Here is a 24866-nt window from a genome sequence, read left to right as displayed (position 1 = left end):
CCGAATAATGGAAGTTACAACGTTCTAATTACCAGAATTCCGAATAGTGGAAGTTAGCCACAACTTCAACATCACCATCCACACTTATTATTTCTGTGATTGTAATTTCTTCGCGATTTGTTGTATTTCTTGTATTTGTTTCGTTGTAGATTTGATTCCACCTGATGAGAAGTACCATGATTTTGCGTCTAAGTTAATGATGTTATTATTTTTTATGGCATCTACGTCTTTAAGTACGTCATTTCCTAGTACTTTCTTACTTGTTCCTTTTCCATCTGTTGCTTTGTCTCTATCCATAGCGAATATGACTTCTGGATCTCTTGAAGCGACGTATTCAAAGCTGACGGGTTGGCCGTGTGGATTTGGTTTCACTTTTTTATCTGCTGGTTTAAATCCAAGTTGATCGTAGAGTAGGCCACCGAATCTTCCGCCTGGTCCGTATGTTGATAATTCACCTTGACTTGTAAGCATCAGCATGACACTGTTATCTATATTTTTCACTGATTTCTTAGCTTTTTGTTCTTCATTTTTAAGTTGATCTGTAAGTTCTTTAGCTTTCTTTTCTTCTCCAAAAATCTTTCCGAGTTTCGTCGTATTATCTGAAACGGATTTTACGACGGCATTATCATCTGAACCTATATAAAGAAGTGATGCGTTAGGGGCAGCTTTTTTAAATTCTTTTAATGTTTCTGTACGATTTGAAAAGATAATCAAATCTGGATCGATTTCAGCTATTTTTTTCAAAATTTGGTTTTCCTAATTCACCGACATTTGTATATTTATCTTTCGTAAAAGATTTTAATTCTTTAGGTAGCATAGAATCACTTGAACCTATTGAAATACCGGCTACATTATTTTCTTTACCGAGTGCTTTAATGATGTCTGTTGCTCCGTAATCAAATGTAACGACTTTTTTAGGATCTTTCGTGATTTTAACTTTTTCGTCTTTCTGTTCTGCATCTCTACCGTCTTTATATTTACCACGTAATTCATATTTTTGGTTAACTGTGACTGTTTCTTTCTTGCTGTCTGAATCACTTGTTCCTTTTGTTTGACCACATGCTGCTAATATAAGTGTGATGACCATTAATAAAAGTAACTTTTTCATATGTATGCTCCTTTATTTTAATATATCTATAGATGGAACGACTTTAAATAAACCTGTTGATTCTAACATGAATTTTAAAATTCTGACATGACTCATACCTGTAAAGACAACTGTTCTATCATGGTTGAGCGCATTTTTCATGATGTGGTTGGCCATAAATTGATTACGTTCTAACCATTCAAGTGAAAAGGCGATACTTGGACTATCTGCAAGTGAACGAATGGCAAAAACTTGTTCTAAAGGAATGACTGAATCCTGATATTCAGTTAATTGTTCATATAATGATAAATCTTGTCCCTTTTTATTTTGATGACTTTGTTTTGCTTCGTTTAAATGTTGGTATAGTATAGGGTTATCATTTTCAAGGTATTCATCTGCAAATGCTGCACGAATCTTACGTGTTTGCATTTGATTGTTGTCGATTGGAATAACAGTTGGTAAATTTAATTTCAATGCGAGTGGTATCGCTAAAAAATGATGTTCGTTGAGTTGAAGCGGCAAATGTTTACGGGATAGTTGATTAAAGTCTTTATCTAATTGATTTTTATTTTTAATATCCCATTCAATTGCGATTAAATCTGGATTGTATTGCTCTAATTTATTCAAAATGACGGTAGCGTCTTCTAAGTATCGTTGATAAGTCTCTAAAAAATATTGATTGCTTTGGTCTAACCGAATATGTGGCGTACCAATGATGCAAATTTCTTTTTGTGCCAATTTGACACCTCCTTAATTGATAATCGTTATCAATAATACATGAACGTTTTTATAAATACAATGTTGCTATTATTTTAAGATAATTAAATAATAATGTTATAATTAAATAATAGAAAATTTAGATTCAGGAAAGGGCTGGAAGTATGTTTTTAGCTTGGAATGAAATGAGACGAAATAAGACGAAGTTTGGTCTGATCATTGGCGTATTAGTTATGATTAGCTATCTTTTATTCTTATTATCAGGATTAGCAAACGGTTTAATGAATATGAATAGGGAAGCAGTCGATTTATGGAAAGCAGATGCGATTGTATTGAATAAAGATGCCAATCAAACAGTTGCACAATCATCTATTAATACAGATGATGTTAAAGGCAAATTTGATAAAAGTGAAGGATTAAAGCAAACGGCTGTTATAGCTTCAGACGGTAAAAACAAAGAGAATGCGACAGTCTTTGGTATCGATGGAAAAGGTTTCTTAATGCCTAAAATAGAAGACGGCAAACTGTTTGAGAAGAATAATGAAGTCGTTGCAGATCATACTTTAAAAACAAAAGGATTTAAAATCGGGGACACATTAACACTTTCAAATAGTGATGAAGAATTAAAAATTGTCGGTTTTTCAGTGAGTTCTAAATTTAATGCATCACCTGTCTTATTTACAAATAATGAAACGATTGGGAAATTAAATCCGATGCTGAAAGGCGATAAAATCAATGCGCTAGTCGTTAAAGATAAAAATTGGAAAGATGTTGAATTAAACAAAGATTTAGAAGTAGATGACATTGAATCATTTATTACGAAATTACCAGGCTATCAAGCGCAAAATTTAACATTAAACTTTATGATTGTGTTCTTATTTGCGATTTCAGCAATGGTTATTGGTATATTCTTATACATTATTACGTTACAAAAGAGAAATTTATTTGGTGTCTTAAAAGCGCAAGGATTAACGAATGGCTTTTTAGCACGTTCAGTCATGAGCCAAACGATTATTATCGCTTTAATCGGTACATTGATTGGCTTTGGATTAACGGTGTTAACAGGTTCGTTCTTACCAGAAGCAGTGCCTATTAAATTTGATTATTTAACAATGTTATTATACGGTATCGTGCTTATTATCGTCGCAATTTTAGGTAGTTTATTCTCAGTATTAAGTATACGAAAAGTAGAACCATTGAAAGTCATTAGTTAGGAGGCGGAAACATGTTAGCATTTGAGAATGTCACAAAGTCATTTAAAGACGGTAATAGAACGATAGAAGCAGTAAAATCAACCAACTTTAAATTAGAAAAAGGCGAACTAGTTGCCATTATTGGACCATCAGGATCAGGGAAAAGTACATTGTTAACAATGGCAGGTGCCTTGCAATTACCCTCAGAAGGTACTGTGTCTTTAAACGGTCAAAATATCAATCAATTTAATGAAAAACAATTATCTAAACTACGATTAAAAGAAATCGGTTTTATACTTCAAACAAGTAATTTAATACCGTTTTTAACCATACAACAACAATTTGAATTACTTAAAAAAGTGAAAAAAGACGTTATGAATGAAGAAGAACATACAAGGTTATTGAAACAACTCGGTTTGGATAAAATTTTATCCCAATTACCAAGTGAAATATCGGGTGGTCAAAAACAAAGAGTGGCTATCGCTAAAGCACTTTACACAAATCCATCCGTTATACTAGCAGACGAACCAACCGCATCATTAGATACAGAAAATGCAATAGAAGTTATGGAAATATTGAGAAGAGAAACAAAAGAATTAAATAAATTATGTATTATCGTAACGCACGATCAAAGACTGACATCATACTGTGATAAAGTATTTAAAATGGTAGATGGTGAGTTGAAAGAAGAAGTATAACGTGGTTGATTAAATAGAAAAGGCTAGGATATCGATGATATCCTAGCCTTTTATTTTTTATTCATAACTTTTTAAAGCTTTTTCCATGATGTCCCAAGCTAAGTCTACATTTACTTCTGTAGCGAAATAGGCGTTAGGTTCTTGTTTATAAGTATTATGCAAATCAACAGACATTGTGCCATATGTGAGGTCACTTTGATGTTCGATTTGAATAAATGTTTTTTGTAATGTGAATATTTCAGGGTGCAGTAAATATAAAATTGTACAAGCATCATGGATTGGACCACCGTCCATATCGAATTGCGATTTATAAGTAGATTTAAAGAACTTTAAGAGCTCAACTACGAAATGAGAAATTGGATTATTGATTTGATGAAATCTTTCAATTACAGCATCATCTGCTAATAATTGATGCGTCACATCTAATCCGAATACTACAACTGGGATGCCACTTTCAAATACTTTTTTCGCTGCTTCTGCATCAACCCATATATTAAACTCAGCAGTAGGAGTCCAATTTCCAAACGTTCCCCCCCCCATAATGACGATTTCTTCTATATTATGAGCAATTTTAGGCTCTTGGATAAGCGCCATCGCAACATTTGTTAATGGTCCTGTTGCTACGAGTGTAATGGGTTCGTTACTGTTTAGTACTTCATCAATTATGACATTTACACCATGCTGATTTGTAGGCTTTAAGTTTGGAACTTTCGGTAATTCAGGACCATCTAAGCCACTTTCACCATGAATACTTTCAGCAAATGCAGCTTTCTTGATTAAAGGTCTGTCCGCACCGACTGAAACAGGAATGTCGCCTCTATTCATAATATCTAATACATTTAACGCATTTGTTGTATTCTTATCTACTGATTGATTTCCCGCAACAGTTGTCACTGCTAAGATATTTAATGGGCTAGATTGAGCACCAGCCAATATTAATGCGATAGCATCGTCATGCCCAGGATCACAATCCATGATGATTTTTCTATTTTGTAACATTTAAACACGTCCTCTTAATTAATGTATGTCTTGATGTCATTATACTAAAGCGTTTTCAACTAAACAAAATAAACATACTATAAAAAATTATTCTAAATAGGGTCTTGTTTTTTAATAAATATACGTATATAATTTTAAATCGTAAACGTTACTATTTGTATAAGGAGTGTACGAGATGAAAAAATGGATTGGGGTACTAACAGTTGTTTTTGCAATTTGTATGGTATTAGCTGGCTGTAATCAAACAGATAGCAAAAATAATGATTCTGATAAATTAAAGATTAAGACGACGGTTTACCCATTGAAATCTTTTATAGAACAAATTGGCGGTAAGCATGTAGAAGTAGAATCAATTTATCCTGCAGGAACAGATTTACATAGTTATGAACCAACTCAAAAAGATATTTTAAACGCGAGTAAAGCGGATTTATTTGTTTATACAGGAGATGATTTAGATCCAGTAGCAAAGAAAATTGCCTCAACTATTAAAAAAGATGATAAAAAATTATCACTTCAAAATAGTATGGATCAATCAGAACTTTTAACAGATCAACATGAACATGGTCACGAGCACGGGGAAGATCATGATGACGAAGATGAACATCATGAACATGGAGAAGACCATGAAGATCATGAACACGAACATGAACATCATCACCACGGTGGATTTGATCCTCATGTATGGTTAGATCCTAAAATCGACCAAGAAATGATCAAAGGAATTAAAGATGAATTAATTAAGAAAGACCCAGACCATAAAGCAGATTATGAGAAAAATTATAAAAAATTAAATAATGAATTATCGGATATCGATCAATCATTAAAAGATGCTACTAAAGGTCATGAAGGCCATACAGTATTTATCTCTCATGAATCTTTAGGTTACTTAGCAAATCGTTATAGATTTGTTCAAAAAGGTGTTCAAAGTATGAATGCTGAAGATCCATCACAAAAAGAATTAACTGAAATTGTTAAAGAAATTAAAGATACAGATGCGAAATACATCTTATATGAAAGCAATATTTCATCAAAAATTACAGACACAATTCGTAAAGAAACAGATGCTAAGCCATTAACATTTAATAATATGGAATCTTTAACGAAAGAACAATTAAAAGAAAAAGACTTTTCATATCAATCATTAATGAAGGAAAATATTAAAAATATCGAAAAATCATTAAATGACAAGATTACAACAAAAGATGACAAGAAAGCTGCAGCTCATGATAAAGCAATTGAAAAAGGGTATTTCAAAGATTCACAAGTAAAAGACCGTAAACTATCAGATTATGAAGGTGACTGGCAATCAGTATATCCATATTTAAAAGATGGCACACTTGATGAAGTCTTCGAACATAAAGCTGAAGAAGATGGCAAGATGTCTGAAAAAGAATATAAAGCTTATTATGATAAAGGCTATAAAACAGATGTCGAAAACATCAAAATTGAAGGCAATAAAATCAGTTTCACTAAAGAAGGCAAAACAACAACTGGCGAATATGAGTACGATGTCTATGATATCTTGAAATATGAAAAAGGTAATAGAGGCGTAAGATACACATTTAAATTAAAAGGTGAATCAAACGATAACTTACCGAAATATGTACAATTTAGCGATCACAATATTTATCCTAAAAAAGCTGCACATTTCCATATATTCACAGGCAATGATAAAGATAAAGTCTTAAAAGAATTAGATAACTGGCCAACATATTATCCATCTAAATTATCTAAAGACGAAGTAAAAGAAGAAATGTTAGCACATTAAAGTAAAGAACCTGAGACCGACGTGGTCTCAGGTTCTTTTTTATATAAATGATTGCTATACTAAATTTAATAAAAGGGGGATGTTAAGATGACGAATATTTATGATCAAGATGATTTCTTTGAAGGCTATAAACAAAAAAGAAATCATGCATTAAGTTATAACGAAGTCGTTGAAATGCCTGAGATGAAACGGTTAATGCCAGATTTAAATGGCAAAACAGTACTTGATATTGGCTGTGGTATGGGGCATTTGATTGCGTATATGTTGAAATTACATTCTAAACACATTACCGGAATAGATGAGTCACTCAATATGATTAACGCAAGTCGCGAAAAATTTAATACTAACAATGTCACGTTATATCATGAATCATTTATGGATTTTGAGACGAATGAAACATATGATGTCACCGTATCTTCACTTGTGTTTCATTATATTGAAGATTTTAAGAGATGCGCTAAGAAGTTGAATCAGCTATTAAATAGTGGTGGCACGTTACTCTTTACAATGGAACATCCTATACAAACAGCCACTAAAGATCCAGAAGTTGCACTAGAAGATGACAAAGGTATATTTTTACGAATGGAACATTATTTTGATGAGTCATCTCGTTCAGCAAATTGGCTAGGTGCGGATGTTTATAAATATCATCATACAATTGAGACAATCTTCAATAATTTAATAGAAAATGACTTTGAAATTCAATGTGTAAAAGACCTCGGGCAGTCTGAGGAAGTATTTAAAATGTACGATCAAGCTCGTATTAATAAGTTGAAACAATTCCCACCATTTCTATTAGTAAAAGCAAAGAAAAAGTAGAAGAGGTAGAACAAGTTAATATTTATAAAAAGACACACGTATAAAGTTGAAAACTTTATACGTGTGCTAAAAGCGATACTCAGTAATATTTTATTTCATTTCTTTTAGTTGTTTTAAAATAATTTCTCTTTGTTTTTCAAGAGAAATTGGGTCATTATATTGCGTTTGTTGTAAATCTAATTCGATAATATGATTATTTTTGACTGCATCAAGGTTTTTCCAGTTAGTTGTTTGTGTGAATTGTGGTGTTTCTCCCATTGTTGCTAGTATAATATAATCACCCGTATAATCAGAAAGTTCTTCTTCAGATGGCGTTGCCATATAAGCATTCTTTGTTTCTTTTTCTAATTTTTCAGGTTGTGTCATTCCGTAACCACCGTAAACAATTTCTGTACCACGTCCATAGTTTTTACCGAAAGCTGTTAAACCTTTTGGTGTTGATTGTAGGACTGTAATAGTTTTCCCGTCTACTTTATCACCTAAAGATTTTTTATCTTTTTCAAGTTTTTCTTCCCAATCTTTTATCCATTTTTTGGCTTTGTCTTGTTCATTTACAATTTCCCTGAGTTCTTTAGTAGCAGCTTTGTAGTCTGATTTCATAGCATCCATTTGGACAGTTGGTGCAATTTTTTTGAGTTTATTAATGTTTTTATCTTCTTTAGTAGTAATGATTAAATCCGGCTTTGTTTTAGCAATATCTTCAACATTATTTTGACCTAACATTTTTGCACCTTTAGTAGCATCAGATAAAGTTTTATTTTGTTTCACAAAATCTATGACGCCAACAGGTTTATGGCCAAATTCAACTAATGCACCTATGTATGTCGGATGTAATACAACAATTCTTTTCAGATCTTTAGGTATTTTGATTTTTTCCCCATCATCTTGTTTAAATACTTTAGTATCAGATGAAGAATCCGATTTTGTTTCTGACGACTTTTCTTTAGTATCTGAGCTATTACAAGCTGCTAAGAAAAATAATAAGCATAAGCAAAAAACTAATAATCTTTTCATAAATTAACCCCCCAAAAATATGATAATGATAATCAATATCATTTAAATTATAGGAATCAACATTAATTATTCAATATTTTATTTTTAAATTAATTTGACTTTGTTATTTTTTAAATATATCTTTGGTTTGTGTTAGTAAAAGAAGGGGTGAATATTTTGGTTAAACGATTAATTAGTGCAAATACGTCTGATATTTTGAGCTTTTCATCAGAGGAATTGAAGCAAAGTATTAAGGCGAGTGAAGGTAGAACGGTACTTAGTGAGAATGTTGTCGTACATACGCCTGCTTTAGTGCAAGATATTACAAATGCGGAAATGGCGACTGCTTTTGGAGCGGATATGATTTTACTGAATGCTTTAGATGTCAATGAACCAGAAATTAAAGGTCTATACCATGATGCTTATCAAGGTACTGGCAATGCTGTTCAGGATTTAAAGAAACTTGTCGGAAGACCTATTGGTGTAAATTTAGAACCAGTTGATGATAAAGCGAATATGGCAGAAGTCAAACTGGATATTTCTGCTGGTAGAAAAGCGACTAAAGAAACTTTTATACAAGCTGAAAAATTAGGCTTTGATTTTGTATGTTTAACTGGGAATCCAGCAACTGGTGTTACAAACAATCATATTTTAGAAGCGATTAAAGTAGGGAAATCTCATTTTAATGGACTTATTATTGCTGGTAAGATGCACGGATCAGGTGTAGATGAGCCTGTCGTTAATTTAGAAGCTATAACGAATTTTGTAGAAGCTGGAGCAGATATTATATTAGTGCCGGCAGTAGGAACAGTTTGGGGTGTCAGTGAAGAAGAAGTGAGAGAAGCTGTTCAAGTAGCGCATAAACATGGCGCACTAGTGATGAGTGCAATCGGTACATCTCAAGAAGGTTCGGATGAGGCGACGATTAGAGAAATGGCTATTAAAAATAAAACATTAGGCGTTGATATTCAACATATAGGTGATGCAGGATATGGTGGATTAGCACCAGTCGAAAATATATATGCATTAAGTAAAGCTATTAGAGGGCAACGCCATACAGTATCTAGAATAGCAAGATCAATCAATAGATAAATGGGAAGTTGGAGAGGATGAGACAGTGTGGGCTGTCTCATCCTTTTCATATTTGATTGGAAAGGTAGTATCGGTCCAGAAATGGGAAATATGGACCGATACGAAAAATTATCGGTCCAGAAAAGAGAAATATGTACCGATACGAAAAATTATCGGTACAGAAATGAGAAATATGGACCGATAAAATAAATTATTGACCCGAAAACGAGATTTACAGGTCGATAAATAAAAATAGCGACCCGAAAACGTAATTTTCAGGCCGATAAATAAAATTATCGACCCGAAAACTTCACCTCACTATAATCTGCTGCCCATTCACCATAATAATTCATCCAAATATGCATAAAATCTACCTATTATAAAAGACTTCCGTAATACTACGGAACTTTTCGATATGCTACTTGTTTATGAAAACGTTTACAATAAAATTGTATTAAGAAATGTTTGATTAAAGGAGGAAGGTTTCAATGTCAAAACTACCAGAGGATTTTTTATGGGGAGGTGCTGTAGCGGCGCATCAACTTGAAGGTGCTTGGCAAGAAGATGGTAAAGGAATCAGTGTTGCAGATGTTATGACTGCAGCTTCTCACGGGAAAAATCGAGAAATTACAGACGGCGTTATTGAAGGTAAATATTATCCAAACCATGAAGCGATTGATTTTTATCATCGATATAAAGAAGACATTCAATTGTTTAGTGAAATGGGCTTTAAATGTTTCAGAACTTCAATCGCATGGTCGAGAATTTTTCCGAAAGGTGATGACCAAGAACCAAATGAACAAGGTTTAGCATTCTATGATGATTTATTTAATGAGTGTTTGAAGTATGGGATTGAACCTGTCGTAACATTGTCTCACTTTGAATTACCTTATCATCTTGTAACTGAATATGGTGGCTTCCGAAATAGGAAAGTGATTGACTTCTTCGTTCGATTTGCAACAGTTTGTTTTGAAAGATATAAAGACAAAGTTAAATATTGGATGACTTTCAATGAGATTAATAACCAAGCTAACTTTGATGAAGATTTTGCGCCATTTACGAATTCAGGCGTGAAATATCAACCTGGTGAAAATCGTGAACAAATTATGTATCAAGCAGCACATTATGAATTGGTTGCGAGTGCTCAAGCAACAAAAATTGGTCATGACATTAATCCAGACTTTGAAATAGGGTGCATGATAGCAATGTGTCCAATATATCCAGCAACTTGTAATCCGAAAGATATCTTAATGGCTCAAAAAGCGATGCAAAAGAGATATTACTTTACGGATGTCCATGTTCATGGTGCATATCCAGGTTATATGACACAGTATTTCAAAGATAAATCTTTCGATTTAGATATTACAGATCAAGATATTGAAGATTTGAAACAAGGCACAGTAGACTACATTGGCTTTAGTTATTACATGTCATTCGCAATTTCACATGAAAAATCTAACGAAAAATATGATTATGTTGAAACACGTGATTTAGTAAAAAATGACTATGTACAAGCTTCGGATTGGGGATGGCAAATTGACCCTGAAGGCTTAAGATATGCGATGAACTGGTTTACAGATATGTATCATTTACCATTGTTTATTGTTGAAAATGGCTTCGGTGCAATTGATGAACTTGGTGAAGACGGCATTGTTCATGATGATTATAGAATTGAATATTTAAAAACACACATCGAACAATTTATCAAAGCTGTCGATGAAGATGGTGTCGATTTAATGGGATATACACCATGGGGTTGTATAGATTTAGTATCTGCCGGAACGGGCGAGATGAAAAAGAGATACGGCTTTATTTATGTAGATAAAGATAACGAAGGTCATGGTACGTTAGACCGTTCTAAAAAAGATTCATTTTATTGGTACAAAAAAGTTATTGCAAGTAACGGAGAACAATTATAACATTTGGAGGTTTTTATTATGAAAAAAGCGTTAATTATATGTGCAGCAGGTATGTCATCATCACTTATGGCTAAAAAAACAACGAGTTACTTACAAGAAAAAGGACATGATATTGAAGTCGATGCCGTTTCAGCAAATGAAGGCGGGAAAATGATTGAAAAACAATCTTTCGATTTATATTTAGTGAGTCCACAAACTAAAATGTATTTTAAAAAGTTAAAAGAAGCTGGAGATAGAGTTAATAAACCAGTAGTAAATATCCCGCCACAAGCGTATGTTCCGATTCCAATGGGCATTGAAAAATTGGCAAGTGTAATTTTGCAAGACATAGAATAATCAGTATAATATTCTCTATGAAATGAGGGAAGCTTATGCTTAGTCAAAGAGAAATAGATATACTCAGTTATTTATCACAGCGACGTAATGAATTTGTCAAAAGCTCAGAAATTGCAACGATCTTGCAACTCTCAGATAGAACGATTCGAAAATATATCAAAACCCTTAAACCTGAAATTGAAAAAAATGGTGCAACTTTGATTGCTAAACAAGGATATGGTTATCAACTCAAAATCAATTTAATGATTGAATTTGAAAACTTTTTAAAAAGATATTTAAGCACTAAATCTGTGAATCAAGAAAGTATCAATGATTCAAAAGATAGACAATATTATATTTTGAATTTATTACTTTTTAATAAGACAGCTATTACGATTGAGCAATTAAGCGAACAATTATTTATCTCGAGATCCACAATATCTCACGATATCGCAAATATAAAAAAGGTTATTGGACAATATAACTTAGAACTCGTGAGTAAACAGCAACATGGAATTGTAATTGGTGGAGATGAACGAGATAAAAGACATTTTATAATGGATTATTTCTTAGGAAATAGGTTTTTTCATTCTATTAATAAATATTTTCAAGATACGCCACTTTTGCAGCAAATTAATATGGAAGAGTTGGCAATCATTGTTGTAGATGAAACGAGAGAATCTAAAGTATATTTATCAGATTATATACTCCAAAATCTTGTACTACATTTAGGACTGATGATTAGAAGACTGTTAGATGGGCATTGTTTAAAAACAATTGCTTCTAATGAAGAGGTATTAACAGAAAATGAATTGTCAGTCGCGAGAAAAATTTTAAATCGTGTTGAACGTATTTATCAAATATCGTTTCCAGAAGAAGAAGCGAAGTATATCAGTTTGCATATTATGAGCAAAGGTTCAAAACAACAAGAAAGCGATGAAGAGAGTGATTTATCTCATCGTGTGTCTCAAATATTAGGAAAAATAGAAACAGATTTTGGATTTCCAATGTCGTCAGACAGTCAATTATTGTATGGGCTTGTTACCCATTTACAACCGTTGATTAAACGGATTCGCAATAATATCCACTTGGAAAATCCGATTTTGAATGACATTAAATCACAAAATGAAGCGTCACTTACGATGACAAAAAAATATTTTGGTGAATTAGAAGAGTTAAAAGACCAAGATGTCAGTGAAGGGGAATGGGCGTATTTAACATTACATTTACTTGCAGCTATTGAAAAATATTACCAAAGAGAAAAGTTAAATGTCCTCGTTATTTGTGCAACTGGTTATGGTAGTGCACAGATGTTAAAGGTTCGAGTAGAAAAAGAATTTAGTTTGCAGATGAATATCATTGATGTGATTAGTTACTATGAAATAACAGACGAAAAATTAGAAAATATTGATTTAATTATTTCATCTATTGATTTATCAACCATCGTATTTAAAGTACCTGTCATACAAGTGAATGTATTACTCAATGATCAAGATATTAAGAAAATTAATACATTTGTTCATCATCATGATTCAAAATTCTTATATAATCATGTGTTAGAAGAGAATATGGCACTTGAACAATATAGTTCTTTCTTTAGTCAATATTGTAGTGAACATGCGTTTAATTATATCGAAGAACCAATCACTAAACATCAGCTATATCAGCTTTTGATCAAGCAATTAAGTATTAAAGAAGAGCCTTGTTTTGAAGAGAAGTTGAAACGACAACTTCGGTATAGAGAAGAGTTGAGTACAGTTGTATTCAGTGATGAAGTAGCTGTTCCACATACAGCACATCCAGTTGGAGATTATTCAAGTATAGCCGTAGCACTTGTGCCTGGCGGGGTGTATTGGAATGAACAGTTTCCAAATATTAAGCTAATCATTATGTTATCACCTTCAAAATATAACGACAATGAGCTCAAAACGATCATCGATATTATCGTGAACCTCATAGATTCAGATGACAAAATTTCTGAACTTATGAATTGTAAGGATTATAACAGCTTTAAAAACTATATGATTGGTCAATATCACAAGTAAAGGGAGTTAGTCTATGGAACAAGAAGAAATTCAAGTTGTTGCTTTTGAAATTATTTTACATAGTGGGACTGCGCGTACAAATATACATGATGCTTTTAAAAAGATGCGTGAAAACAACTATGAAGAAGCGGAACAACTATTAGATGAATCAAACCAAGAGATTACGTTAGCGCATCAATCTCAAACGGATTTACTACAAAAATATGCATCAGGTGAGTCTATTAATATGGAAATTATTATGGTTCATGCACAAGATCATCTTATGACAACAATGACGTTAAAAGAAGTCGCAATTGAGATGTTGTATTTGTATCAAAAAGTAAATGATGCAGTATAAACGAGGGATGAAAAATGGATCAAGAAACAAAAAATAAAATTGAAAAAAATAGAAGAGAAACAAGTCTCAAAGCTATGTACTTCAATCGATTTTTATTAGTGAGATATATGTCTGCTTTGTTCTTCTTTTCTAATTTATATTGGTTTTTTACGCTTGTGATGAGTCGCTCTTTAGCATTGATACTGCCACTTGTGTTGATGATTGTGATTTTGATCAGCGTTGCAGAACAAGTCAGAATGTATGGTAATCATACAAATCAAGCGAAATATACTTATTATTGCTTTTTAAGTATAAGCGCAGTCAATCTATTGCTTATACCAATTATATTATTCACACCATTATTCCAATATTTATATCCATTTATTGTGGATCAATCAGCATCTCGACTTTTCGTAGTTGGCATATTGGTATGTGGTTTATGCATCAGTGGATTCATCTTATTTAGATTACACAATATTCGACATGATAAAGACTGGCATTATAAACGACTACAAAGATTTGAAAATGCAATAAACTAATCAAAGAAAAGGGGTCTTGATATGGGATCAGAAAATAAAGTTTTTGCTTTTTTAGAGAAGTATTTAATGGGTCCAATGGGGAAAATTGCTTCATTTAGAATTGTAAGAGCAATTATGGCAGCTGGTATGGCATGTATACCTTTTACAATTGTAGGGTCAATGTTTTTAGTGTTAAACGTTATTCCACAGACTTTTACGTTTTTAGAAGGATTTTGGAATAGTACATTTTTAAAAATTGGTGATTTGTACATGTTAGCCAATAAAGCAACGATGGGGATACTAGCCCTGTATTTCTGTTTAGTTATTGGTTATGAATATACTAAAATTTACGCAGATGAAGAAGATTTAGATGTTAATCCACTTAACGGTGCATTATTGTCTATGTTTGCTTACTTTATGGCCATTCCACAGTTAGTAATGGATGACGGTAAAATGGTCTTAGTTAATATTATGAAAAAAGATGTCAATATCTTTAATGGTTGGGAAATGTCTGGTGATGGTGTCAGTAGGCTAGGTACGACTGGGATATTCACAGCAATTATCATGTCTATTATAGCCGTTCAATTATATAGACTATGTGTGAAACGTCAATGGATTATTAAAATGCCAGAAGCGGTACCAGAAGGGGTTTCAAGATCATTTACAGCATTAATTCCAGCATTCTTAGTTGCTTTCGTTATACTGGCGTTTACGGGAATATTAGTAGCTTTTGATACGGATATTTTCAAAATTATTGCTGTACCATTTGGATTTGTTGTTAACTTAACAAGTAGTTGGATTGGTATACTCGTGATTTACTTCTTAATTCATGCACTTTGGATTGTAGGTATTCACGGCGCAAATATTATCAGTGCTTTTATTACACCAATTGTTTTATCAAACATGCAATTAAATATTGAAGGAGCGAATATTCCATTTGCAGGAGAATTCCAGAACTCATTCGTTGTTATGGGTGGATCAGGTGCGACATTAGGACTATGTGTGTTTATCGCATTTTTAGCTAAATCAGAGCAACTACGTGTATTAGGAAAAGCATCATTAGCACCAGGATTATTTAACATTAATGAACCACTTGTATTTGGATTACCAATTGTTTATAACCCATTCTTAGCCATTCCATTTTTCCTAGCACCAATGGTATCAGCTTCAATAGGGTATTGGACAATTAAATTAGAACTTGTGAAACCAATTATTGCACAAGTACCATGGCCATCACCGATTGGATTTGGGGCATTTATTGGAACAGCAGGAAGTCTAATGGCAGTACTTGTTTCATTAATTTGTGGATTTGTAGCATTCTTAATTTGGTTCCCATTTATTAAGATATATGATAAAAAATTAGTAGAACAAGAAAAAGGAAACGACGCATTAATATAGAAGTTTGAGATGAAGAGGCAACGCTGAGGTGGCGTTGCCTCTTCCTTTTTGTGTTGTGTGATTTCTGGACCGGTAATTCCATTTACCGGTCCAGAAACGGGAAATATGGACCGATAAAAAAATTTATCGACCCGAAAATGGAATTACCAGGCCTATAAAAAAATTTATCGACCCGAAAACGGGATTTACAGTCCGATAAAATAAATTATCGACCCGAAAACAGGATTTACAGGTCGATAAAGATAAATATCGACCCGAAAATCCACCCCCGTCACTCGTTACCACTTTTATTTCGGATACAAAAACAATTTTAAATAAATTCTTAAAAAGTGCAGAAAAAATATAATTCTATAGTATAATTAAATTTGGTCGAAATTTATTTAGGAGGTCCATTATGAAAGAATTCTTCCAATATTATAAACCCTATAAAGGATTGTTTTTCTTAGATTTTGGTTCGGCTGTTTTCGTAGGTATTCTCGAATTGGTGTTTCCACTTATAACGAGTATATTTATTGACCAGCTATTGCCAACTAAGAATTGGAATTGGATTGTGATTTTTGTTTTTCTTTTATTATTCATATACGTTGTTGAATCTGTATTAAAATTCATCGTGACGTATTGGGGGCATAAACTGGGGACTAATATTGAAAGAGATATTCGTAATGAGCTTTATGAGCATATTCAAAAAATGAATTTTGGATTCTTTGATAACCAAAAATCAGGTAAAATCATTGGGCGATTAACGAACGATTTAATGGATATTGGAGAAGTTGCTCACCATGGACCTGAAGATGTGTTTGTAGCTGTGATGACGCTAGTCGGTTCATTTGTCATTATGTTGACGATCGATGTGAAACTTGCGCTTATTACGTTCTGTGTTGTACCGATTATTTTTGTATTAACGATTTACTTTAATCAAAAGATGTCAGGTGCTTTTAAGAACTTATTTAGCAATGTTTCGAGATTTAATGAGCTTATTGCTGATAATGTTGGTGGTATGCGTCTTGTACAAGCATTTACAAATGAGGGTCACGAATTAGCAAGATTTAAAAAGGTCAATGATAATTTTAGAGCGACAAAATTAAAAGCATATTCATATATGTCTTGGAACTTGTCAATTAGTCATATTGCTCAAAAATTAACGTTAATCTTTGTGCTGATTTTAGGAAGTTATTTTGTATTAAATGGATCGTTGTCATATGGTGGATTTGTAGCGTTTATTATGATTACAAATCTGTTATTTAAACCGTTAGAGTCTATTAATATGGTTATTGAACTATTTCCTAAAGGTATTGCAGGATTCAAAAATTTCAAAGAAATTGTAAATATGGATCCAGAAATTAAAGATAATGACGACGCTATCGAATTTATAGATGAACCAGATACAATTGAATATGAAGGTGTATCATTCAAATATTCAGAGAAATTAATCTTAAATCAGCTTTCTATCAAAATTGAACAAGGTGAAAAAATAGCACTAGTAGGACCGAGTGGGGGAGGTAAAACGACAATTTGTTCGTTATTACCAAGGTTCTACGACCCGTTACAAGGTAAGATTAAAATCAATAATCGAGACATTAAATCTTATAAGTTGGAATCATTAAGAAAACAAATTGGTATCGTACAACAAGATGTATTTCTTTTCGGTGGAACATTAAGAGATAATATTATTTATGGTAATTTAAATGCGACAGAAGAAGAAATTAATTACGCAGTTGACCAAGCACAATTAAGAACGTTTGTAGATGAATTGCCAGAAGGTTTAGATACTGTTGTTGGGGAACGCGGTACAAAACTATCTGGTGGACAAAAGCAACGTATTTCAATTGCGAGAATGTTCTTGAAGAATCCGCCAATTATTATTCTTGATGAAGCAACAAGTGCTTTAGATGTTGAAACAGAAAATAAAATACAATCAGCATTTAAGAATTTATCACGTGGTCGAACTTCACTGATTATTGCACATAGACTGAGTACAATTAGACATGTCGATAGAATTGTATATATCGAACAAGGTCAAATTCAAGAAATGGGCAGTCATGATGAACTCATGGATAAAGGTGGTAAATACAAAGATTTATACATGTCACAGTTTGAACAAATCGATGAATTTTAACATATTACCAGAGATCTTTTTGAAGAAAAAGGTCTCTGTATTTTTATATTTTGAGCTAAATAATAGACTTTCATTTCAAAGCTGTTATTATAGAGTGGTAATATCTATGATTAAGAGGTGTAACATGAAGATTTCTAAAGGATCAGATTATGGGTTACATGCATTGGCATATTTAATTGCTAAAAGAGACCAACAACCCATCAATGTTAAAAGTTTATCTGAAACGTTAAATGTATCTGTAACATATTTATCTAAAATATTAACGCAATTAGTAAAAGCAGGTGTTATTAAATCTGCATCTGGTGCAAAAGGTGGTTATTACTTAGTTAATAATTGGGAAGACATAACTGTCTATGATATTATTACAGCAATTGATGGTCATCAAAGTACGCTTGAAGATAGTTTTGATCACGGTCCAGAATGTAAAATACAAGCGATATTAACTACAGCTGAAGATGAAATGACGCAAGCTTTAAAAAATAAAACTTTAAAAGATTTAATGTAAGTTAAATCTTTTTTTATCTATCAATTATAGATATTACGACTCTATAATAGTTATGAAAGGTGGAAATACTATGTTTGATTGTATCGTAATAGGTGGAGGGCCAGCAGGATTAGCGAGTGCACTCACATTAGGAAGAGCTTTGAAGAAGACATTAGTTATAGACAATAATAATGCGAGAAATAAAGTGACACAGCATTCACATGCATTTTTAACACAAGACGGTGTAAGACCTGAAGAATTGAGAGCTAAAGGAGAACATGATGTTGATCAATATGATGATGTAACACGTATCAATGACACTGTGTTAAACATATTGAAAGAAGAGCATTATTTTATTGTTGAAACAGCCAATCAACAGTATAAAGCTAAAAAAATTATGGTATGTACAGGATTGCGAGAAACACTACCAGAAATTGAAGGGTTAAAAGAAAGTTACGGCAAATCTGTCTTTTATTGTCCATGGTGTGATGGGTATGAATTGAGACATCAACCATTACTAGTAGCTGTTCAACCTGAACATGTGAAACATATGGCGATGCTCATTAACAATTGGACAGACGATATCGTTATAAGTAGTCGTGATTTTTCATTATTAACTGAAGAAGATAAAGCGTTTATTGAAAGTAAACATATCACATTAGTGGAAAGCGAAGTAGCGGAATTTAAACATTATGAAGGACAAATTAATGAAGTTATCTTTAAAAATAGTGAACGTATCAATAGAAGTGGTGCAATAATTGGTGTGAAGTGGGATACTGATTTTGAATTTTTAAAAGCGCTCAATATTGAAAGAGAAGATAACGGAAAAATAAAAATTAACGAGTTAGGTGAATCATCTGTACCAGGGTTATTTGTAGCGGGTGAAAGTAAAGATTTCATGGCATCTCAACTTATAGACGCAGCAGCAAATGGTAATCAAGTCGCAAAATTTGTAGCAATGCAAATCATTATGGAATCATAAATAAAAGGAGTAGGACGAAAAATATAGTCCTACTCCTTTATTATGCTTATTTTTTAGTTATTTTAATATTAATTTCAAAGTCACCGAATTGAACATTTTGATGTTCAGAATCTGAAGTTGGTTGAAGTATTGTGTTCTCAACTCTGCATAACTCTTGGATTAAAGCGTTCTTCTTCTGGGTCTTAGCTATTGAGCCTGAAAAGCTTTTTGGTGGATTTGCCTTTAATTCTAATAGTTCTGATAAAATATCGTCTCTTGTTCTCATACTTATTGCCTCCTAATTTGATAGTTACAATAAAACAGCTCATCTTAAGATTAAGAAGAGCTGTTTAGAGAATCTTCTTATCTTTCAAGTTAAACTTGTTGGATTTAGCACAGTACATACGCCTGTTGCTGAGGTTTCATCGGGCCAATTCCCTCCGCCTACTCTTAATAAGACTACGAGCTATTTTATTGTTTCTTTATCATAACGAATTAATTGTATTTTGTCTATTTTTTAAAATCTAAATGTTTAAAAATTTTAAGAAGGTCTATATATTAAATGAATATGAAGCATAGGAGGAATAGAATATGAAGTATAAAATGCTTTCTTTATTATTGTCAGCAGGTATCGTGTTAGCAGCATGTGGTAATAGTGACGATGATAACAATGATAAAAAAGATAATCAAAATGATGAAAAAACTGAACAAACAACTAAAGAAAATAGTAACGATGATCAAAACACAGATGATGATCAAAGTTCAGACAAAGCAACTGAAAATACAGTGAAATGGGATGACGTTAAAGTCTCTCCTGAAGATGCTGTGAAAGCTGCACAAAAAGAATCAAAAGGTGAACTTAAAGATCTATCATTTGAAAAAGAAACAGGCGAGTGGAGTTATAAAGTTGAGTTAGTTGATGGAACAAATGAAAATAAAGTACTGATAAATGCAGATGATAAATCTGTTACGAATGTTGAAAAAGAACAAGAAGATAGCGATGATAATGATCAAACATTCAAATTATCAGATGTTGCTAAATTTGAAGATGTACTTAAAGTAGCACAAGACAAAGCTAAAGGTGATATTAAAGAATGGTCATTAAGTGAAGATAACGGCAAACTTGTTTATTCTATTGAACTAAAAGAAGGTAATAAAGAATCAACAGATTTTACAATTGATGCTAAGTCTAAAGAAATACTAGAACAAGAAACAGATTAATTTATTATAGAGCATAGGATAATTCATTTTATCCTATGTTTTTTTATGTTCATTAAATGATTATCATTCTCAATTAATAATTCAGAAGAAGTCTGAAAAATTTTTGATTACATAAACACTGTAGGTAAAGTCTTGTATTTGTATTTTTGATTAATTCTATAAAATTTTTATTGAATATTACATATTATAGGCATAAATTAAAGATGATAATGATAATCAATTAGATGGGAAGTGTTATGATGAAAAAGTTAGCAACAACTTTATTAGCAAGTACTTTAATTTTAACAGCGTGTGGGAATAGCGCTGATAAGAAAGAAAATGAAGATAAAAAAGAAACAAAGGAAACGAAAAAGTCTGAAAAAGCGGATTTCTCTAAAGAAACAAAAGCTTATAAAGATTTTACAACAGAACAATTAGATAAATTCTTAGCCGATACTGAAAAATTCGTTGAAGCGGTTAAAGCAGACGATATCGAAAAAGCAAAAGAAATTTATCCTACAGCTCGTATGTACTACGAAAGATCTGAGCCAGTTGCTGACAGTTGCTGAAAGTTTCGGTGATTTAGATCCAAAAATTGATGCACGTTTAGCAGATATGAAAGAAGAAAATAAAGAAGACGAATGGTCAGGTTATCACAAAATTGAAAAAGCATTATGGGAAGATAATACAACTAAAGGTATGGCACCAGTTGCTGATCAATTATTAAAAGACACTAAAGAGTTACGTGCAAAAGTAGATACAGTAGATGTTACACCTAAATTAATGTTACAAGGTTCAATCGACTTATTAAATGAAGTATCTAGTTCTAAAATTACGGGTGAAGAAGAAATTTATTCACACACAGATTTATATGACTTTAAAGCTAACATCGAAGGTGCAGAAAAAATCTTTGAAATATTTAAAGATAAAGTAGCAGATAAAGATAAAAAACTTGCTGATACAACTCAAGAAAGATTTGATAATGTTAATAAATTATTAGATCAATATAAGACTAAAGATGGTGGATATGAAGACTATACGAAATTATCTAAAGATGAAACGAAAAAACTTTCTGAAGCTGTTGATAAATTAGGGGAATCTTTAAGTCAAATGGCTGTTATTACGGAGTGATGATTGATGTCTAATAATGAAAATCATATAGCTAGAAGGGATTTTCTTAAGATCGCTGGTGTTGGTGGCGCAGGATTACTGATAGGTTTACAGGTGTAGGCGGTACTTTTCTTGCATCTCAATACTTTGCTAAAGATAAAACAGGCGTAAAAATAAAATCAATTTCTATGGTAAATATCAGTCTGGCATCACGACAGAACAACAAAAACATGTATACTTTGTCGTTCTGAGCATTAACAAAATGTCAATTTCAGATGTTAAAGAAATGTTTAAAATATGGACAAATTATAGTGTTCATTTAATGAATGGTGAATTTGTAAAAGAACTTGGTAAAAACAAAATGTTACCTAGTCCAGATACAGGGGAGACGATTGGCTTAGACGCCAGTCGTCTGTCTCTTACTTTTGGTATAAGTCCTTCATTCTTTGAAAAAGTTGGATTGAAAAAGCATAAACCAGATTTATTAAAAGATTTACCACATTTTCCTAAAGATCAAATTGATGACAACTATTCAGGTGGAGACATTTGTATACAAGCATGCTCAGATGATCCACAAGTTAATTTTCATGCCATTAGAAATTTAATTAGAGTGGCTAAAGGTGAAGTTTCAATGAAGTGGAGCCAAGCAGGATTTAACTCATTTGAAGAAAAAGATGGTTAGAAAGAAACACCTAGAAATTTATTCTCTTTTAAAGATGGAACAGGTAATCCTAATGTCCAAAATAAAAGTGATTTGAATGAATACGTCTTTATACAAGATGGCTGGGCTAAAAATGGGTCATATTTAGTCGCAAGAAGAATTCAAATGTTGTTAGAAACATGGGATAGAACGGCTTTAGGTGAACAAGAAGCCACATTTGGTAGATACCGTCATTCTGGTGCGCCAATTGGTAAAGAAAAAGAATTTGATACATTTGACCCTGATATTAAAGATAAAAATGGCGAGAACTTGATAGAAAAAGAATCACATGTCAGTTTAGCAAAAGCATCTAAAACGAATTTATTAAGAAGATCTTTTTCATATTCAGATGGTATAAACGCAAATACAGGTGCTTTTGATGCAGGATTACTCTTCCTAGCATTTCAAAAATCACCGGAACAATTTATTAAAATCCAAAGTAAAATGGGGGCTATTGATAAATTAAATGAATATATTACACATCGAGGTTCAGGTATTTTTCTATGTTTACCAGGTGTCCAAGAAGGAGGATATTTAGGTGAAACGTTATTCAATCGTATTTAGTTTAGTCGCAATACTATTTATGCTACTATCTTTGACCGCTAAAGCAGAAACGAGCTTAAGCGATATTTATATTAGTGTGACAGATGCCAAATCGGCGATACAAGATAAAGACGAAAAGGCATTCGACAAGCATTTCAAAGAGATTAAAGATAATTGGCAAAGTACGAATAAAAAAGACCATAAACTTGTGAAAAAAATAGATCAAGATATTGAAAAAGTTGAAAAAACAACGTCTCAAAAAGATAGAGAAAGTGCGCTAAATACACTGACTTCTGATTTAATTCATTATGAAAAAGTATTAAATCCTGTTGATAAACAGAAGAAACGAGATCAGTTACAAAATGAAATGCAACCATTGATTAAAAATATAACAAAGGCGATTTCAGATAAAGATTTTGAAAAAGCAAAAACGATTAACAATCAATTAAATGCGACTTGGACAAAGAATGAAAAAATTGTGCGAGAAGAAGATATTGGCAGATATGGTCAAGTTGAAACTGCATTAATGTTTACAAGAATTGAATTAACGAAAGATAAAGTAGACGCTAGTAGTGCACAAATGCAAGTTGATCAATTGAAAAAAGAACTTGATGATTATCATGCAGGGAAAAAATCAGATGCTAAAACAAGCGATCAAGATGTTAATATTCTAAATGAACATTTAGATACTGCGATTAAAAATATAAAAAATGATGATTTAGCTAAATCAAAGCAAGCTTTACAACAATTTATTATTGCATGGCCAAATGTTGAGAGTGAAATTAGCACGAGAAATGGTGCGTTGTACACTAAAATAGAACAGAAAATTCCTCAATATGCAGGTCAACTTGATGCAGATAATAAAGATGACATTGGTAGCTAGTTAGAAACGCTCAATCAAGAAATTAAATCAACCATTTCTAAGACGAGCTATACATTTTGGGATGCAGCTTTAATCTTATTACGTGAAGGTGTAGAAGCACTGCTCATTATTATGGCATTGCTTACTGTAACACGTAAATCTGAACAAAGAAAAGCATCAAAATGGATTGTTACAGGCAGTGTCATCGGTGTTGTATTAAGTATTGCGTTAGCTTTCATATTTAAAGCGATATTTGAAAACCTAGGTTCAACAAGAGAATTAACAGAAGGTATAGTAGGTATTGGATCTGTGATATTAATGATTATCGTAGGTATCTGGTTGCACTCTAAATCAAGTTTAGATTCGTGGCAGAACTTCATCAATAAAAATATGGATAAAGCTATGTCTACAGGAAGTATCGTTACTTTCGGGTTAGTCGCATTCTTATCTGTATTTAGAGAAGGTGCAGAGACGATTATCTTCTATTTAGGTATCGTTGGGAAAATCTCAACATGGTCATTAATATTAGGAATTATCGTCGCATCCGTCATACTGGCGTTAATCGCAATCTTCTTTAACCAAATTACAAAATGGATACCAATACATCGCTTATTCTTTATCATGTCATTATTCATATTTATATTGGCATTTAAAATATTAGGCGTAAGTATCCATACATTACAAATATTAAACATAGTACCACAACATACAATTAATCACTTACCATTCATAGACTTAATAGGATTTTATCCAACATACGAAACATTGATACCACAATTAGCATTAGTCATTTTAGTTGTGATTTATTATGCAATGAGTAAGAAAAAATAGAGTAATTTAAAACGCTAAGACAAAGCCATTTGTCTTAGCGTTTCAGACTGTGGACAAACTGAACTTAAATTTATAAGTTCAGTTTGTTTTTTTATATGGATTAATATTTTCTACTAAAATCATGATTAAACTACGTTTAATCTAGGCTATTTGTGGCTCTTTTACGAGCCACATTGCCAACTTTTTAAGATTCATGGCAGCAC

23 protein-coding genes, 2 pseudogenes and 1 riboswitch are annotated in these 24866 nt (G+C 32.3%); of the genes and pseudogenes, 19 read left to right on the top strand and 6 right to left on the bottom strand.

The genetic code is table 11. The features are described from left to right. Window positions 1-87: 87 nt before the first annotated feature. The 3 genes from LQ611_RS03060 to LQ611_RS03050 are packed head-to-tail and all read right to left on the bottom strand — an operon-like array spanning window position 88 to window position 1825. Entirely contained in the window at window positions 88-744 is a 657-nt protein-coding gene (locus LQ611_RS03060) for an ABC transporter substrate-binding protein (RefSeq protein WP_204182876.1), read from the bottom strand. Continuing rightward, window positions 728-1108 (bottom strand): substrate-binding domain-containing protein, encoded by a 381-nt coding sequence (locus LQ611_RS03055; RefSeq protein ID WP_233670660.1) that lies wholly within the window; start codon window positions 1106-1108, stop codon window positions 728-730. Before LQ611_RS03055 ends, LQ611_RS03060 begins: the two co-directional genes overlap by 17 nt. 12 nt (window positions 1109-1120) lie before the next feature. Further along, window positions 1121-1825, bottom strand: coding sequence for a DUF5694 domain-containing protein (locus LQ611_RS03050; protein WP_204169134.1), 705 nt, complete (start codon window positions 1823-1825; stop codon window positions 1121-1123). Between the two features lie 143 nt (window positions 1826-1968). Here LQ611_RS03050 and LQ611_RS03045 point away from each other — a divergent pair, with 143 nt between their 5' ends. Continuing rightward, window positions 1969-3018, top strand: a complete 1050-nt coding sequence (locus LQ611_RS03045) for an ABC transporter permease (protein WP_191836264.1) — start codon at window positions 1969-1971, stop codon at window positions 3016-3018. Window positions 3019-3029: 11 nt separating this feature from the next. Continuing rightward, window positions 3030-3695 (top strand): ABC transporter ATP-binding protein, encoded by a 666-nt coding sequence (locus tag LQ611_RS03040; protein WP_204169136.1) that lies wholly within the window; start codon window positions 3030-3032, stop codon window positions 3693-3695. A gap of 57 nt (window positions 3696-3752) precedes the next feature. On the opposite strand, the gene LQ611_RS03035 is transcribed toward LQ611_RS03040, so the two are convergent. After that, entirely contained in the window at window positions 3753-4694 is a 942-nt protein-coding gene (locus LQ611_RS03035; protein ID WP_204169137.1) for a nucleoside hydrolase, read from the bottom strand. A gap of 175 nt (window positions 4695-4869) precedes the next feature. On the opposite strand from LQ611_RS03035, the gene adcA reads away from it, so the two are divergent. Together adcA and LQ611_RS03025 are read left to right on the top strand one after the other, a co-directional pair. Next, window positions 4870-6462 carry a zinc ABC transporter substrate-binding lipoprotein AdcA gene (adcA, locus tag LQ611_RS03030; protein ID WP_204170619.1) on the top strand — a complete coding sequence of 531 codons (1593 nt, stop codon included), beginning with the start codon at window positions 4870-4872 and terminating at the stop codon, window positions 6460-6462. Window positions 6463-6549: 87 nt separating this feature from the next. Continuing rightward, window positions 6550-7281 (top strand): class I SAM-dependent DNA methyltransferase, encoded by a 732-nt coding sequence (locus LQ611_RS03025; protein ID WP_119494758.1) that lies wholly within the window; start codon window positions 6550-6552, stop codon window positions 7279-7281. 90 nt (window positions 7282-7371) lie between these two features. Here the strand turns inward: LQ611_RS03025 and LQ611_RS03020 are convergent, their stop codons facing one another. After that, a complete protein-coding gene (locus LQ611_RS03020; protein ID WP_119650985.1) occupies window positions 7372-8295 on the bottom strand; it encodes an ABC transporter substrate-binding protein in 924 nt (307 codons plus the stop codon). Between the two features lie 156 nt (window positions 8296-8451). Between LQ611_RS03020 and LQ611_RS03015 the strand changes: the two genes are divergently transcribed. The 10 genes from LQ611_RS03015 (at window position 8452) to LQ611_RS02970 (ending at window position 19438) form a co-directional block, all read left to right on the top strand. After that, a complete protein-coding gene (locus LQ611_RS03015) occupies window positions 8452-9366 on the top strand; it encodes a DUF7916 family protein (RefSeq protein ID WP_107572817.1) in 915 nt (304 codons plus the stop codon). 467 nt (window positions 9367-9833) lie between these two features. Beyond that, window positions 9834-11264, top strand: a complete 1431-nt coding sequence (locus tag LQ611_RS03010; RefSeq protein WP_119494756.1) for a 6-phospho-beta-glucosidase — start codon at window positions 9834-9836, stop codon at window positions 11262-11264. 18 nt (window positions 11265-11282) lie between these two features. After that, complete coding sequence (locus LQ611_RS03005; protein ID WP_037589330.1) at window positions 11283-11600, top strand: PTS cellobiose transporter subunit IIB; 318 nt, start codon at window positions 11283-11285, stop codon at window positions 11598-11600. 35 nt (window positions 11601-11635) lie between these two features. Further along, the gene (locus LQ611_RS03000; RefSeq protein ID WP_107572815.1) at window positions 11636-13624 is read left to right on the top strand and encodes a BglG family transcription antiterminator; all 1989 of its coding nucleotides are present in this window, start codon (window positions 11636-11638) and stop codon (window positions 13622-13624) included. A 13-nt stretch (window positions 13625-13637) separates the two neighbouring features. Then, window positions 13638-13961 (top strand): PTS cellobiose transporter subunit IIA, encoded by a 324-nt coding sequence (locus LQ611_RS02995; RefSeq protein ID WP_049319638.1) that lies wholly within the window; start codon window positions 13638-13640, stop codon window positions 13959-13961. A gap of 14 nt (window positions 13962-13975) precedes the next feature. Then, a complete protein-coding gene (locus LQ611_RS02990) occupies window positions 13976-14479 on the top strand; it encodes a hypothetical protein (protein ID WP_107572814.1) in 504 nt (167 codons plus the stop codon). 21 nt (window positions 14480-14500) lie between these two features. Beyond that, a complete protein-coding gene (celB, locus tag LQ611_RS02985) occupies window positions 14501-15856 on the top strand; it encodes a PTS cellobiose transporter subunit IIC (RefSeq protein WP_049319640.1) in 1356 nt (451 codons plus the stop codon). Between the two features lie 391 nt (window positions 15857-16247). After that, window positions 16248-17972, top strand: a complete 1725-nt coding sequence (locus LQ611_RS02980) for an ABC transporter ATP-binding protein (protein WP_182461739.1) — start codon at window positions 16248-16250, stop codon at window positions 17970-17972. Between the two features lie 124 nt (window positions 17973-18096). Next, window positions 18097-18477, top strand: coding sequence for an RrF2 family transcriptional regulator (locus LQ611_RS02975; protein WP_058611565.1), 381 nt, complete (start codon window positions 18097-18099; stop codon window positions 18475-18477). Window positions 18478-18547: 70 nt separating this feature from the next. Then, window positions 18548-19438, top strand: coding sequence for an NAD(P)/FAD-dependent oxidoreductase (locus tag LQ611_RS02970; RefSeq protein WP_107572811.1), 891 nt, complete (start codon window positions 18548-18550; stop codon window positions 19436-19438). 46 nt (window positions 19439-19484) lie between these two features. On the opposite strand, the gene LQ611_RS02965 is transcribed toward LQ611_RS02970, so the two are convergent. Continuing rightward, complete coding sequence (locus LQ611_RS02965; protein WP_049319643.1) at window positions 19485-19703, bottom strand: hypothetical protein; 219 nt, start codon at window positions 19701-19703, stop codon at window positions 19485-19487. Between the two features lie 74 nt (window positions 19704-19777). Next, window positions 19778-19877, bottom strand: a riboswitch (SAM riboswitch). A gap of 131 nt (window positions 19878-20008) precedes the next feature. Here LQ611_RS02965 and LQ611_RS02960 point away from each other — a divergent pair. From LQ611_RS02960 to LQ611_RS02940, 5 genes and pseudogenes are all read left to right on the top strand, one after another. Beyond that, the gene (locus tag LQ611_RS02960; RefSeq protein WP_204181006.1) at window positions 20009-20638 is read left to right on the top strand and encodes a PepSY domain-containing protein; all 630 of its coding nucleotides are present in this window, start codon (window positions 20009-20011) and stop codon (window positions 20636-20638) included. 239 nt (window positions 20639-20877) lie between these two features. After that, window positions 20878-21748 (top strand): annotated as a pseudogene (gene efeO, locus LQ611_RS02955) (iron uptake system protein EfeO). Window positions 21749-21754: 6 nt separating this feature from the next. Further along, a pseudogene (gene efeB / locus LQ611_RS02950) lies at window positions 21755-22991 on the top strand (iron uptake transporter deferrochelatase/peroxidase subunit). After that, window positions 22966-23853 carry a hypothetical protein gene (locus tag LQ611_RS02945; protein ID WP_239709329.1) on the top strand — a complete coding sequence of 296 codons (888 nt, stop codon included), beginning with the start codon at window positions 22966-22968 and terminating at the stop codon, window positions 23851-23853. The pseudogene efeB and the gene LQ611_RS02945 overlap by 26 nt, the downstream one beginning before the upstream one ends. Window positions 23854-23874: 21 nt before the next feature. After that, the gene (locus LQ611_RS02940) at window positions 23875-24663 is read left to right on the top strand and encodes an FTR1 family iron permease (RefSeq protein WP_311403077.1); all 789 of its coding nucleotides are present in this window, start codon (window positions 23875-23877) and stop codon (window positions 24661-24663) included. Window positions 24664-24866 lie beyond the last annotated feature (203 nt).

The organism is Mammaliicoccus sp. L-M44 (assembly GCF_022386355.1).
Taxonomy (GTDB): Bacteria; Bacillota; Bacilli; order Staphylococcales; family Staphylococcaceae; genus Mammaliicoccus; species Mammaliicoccus sciuri_A.
This window is presented reverse-complemented; position numbering and strand designations above follow the sequence as displayed.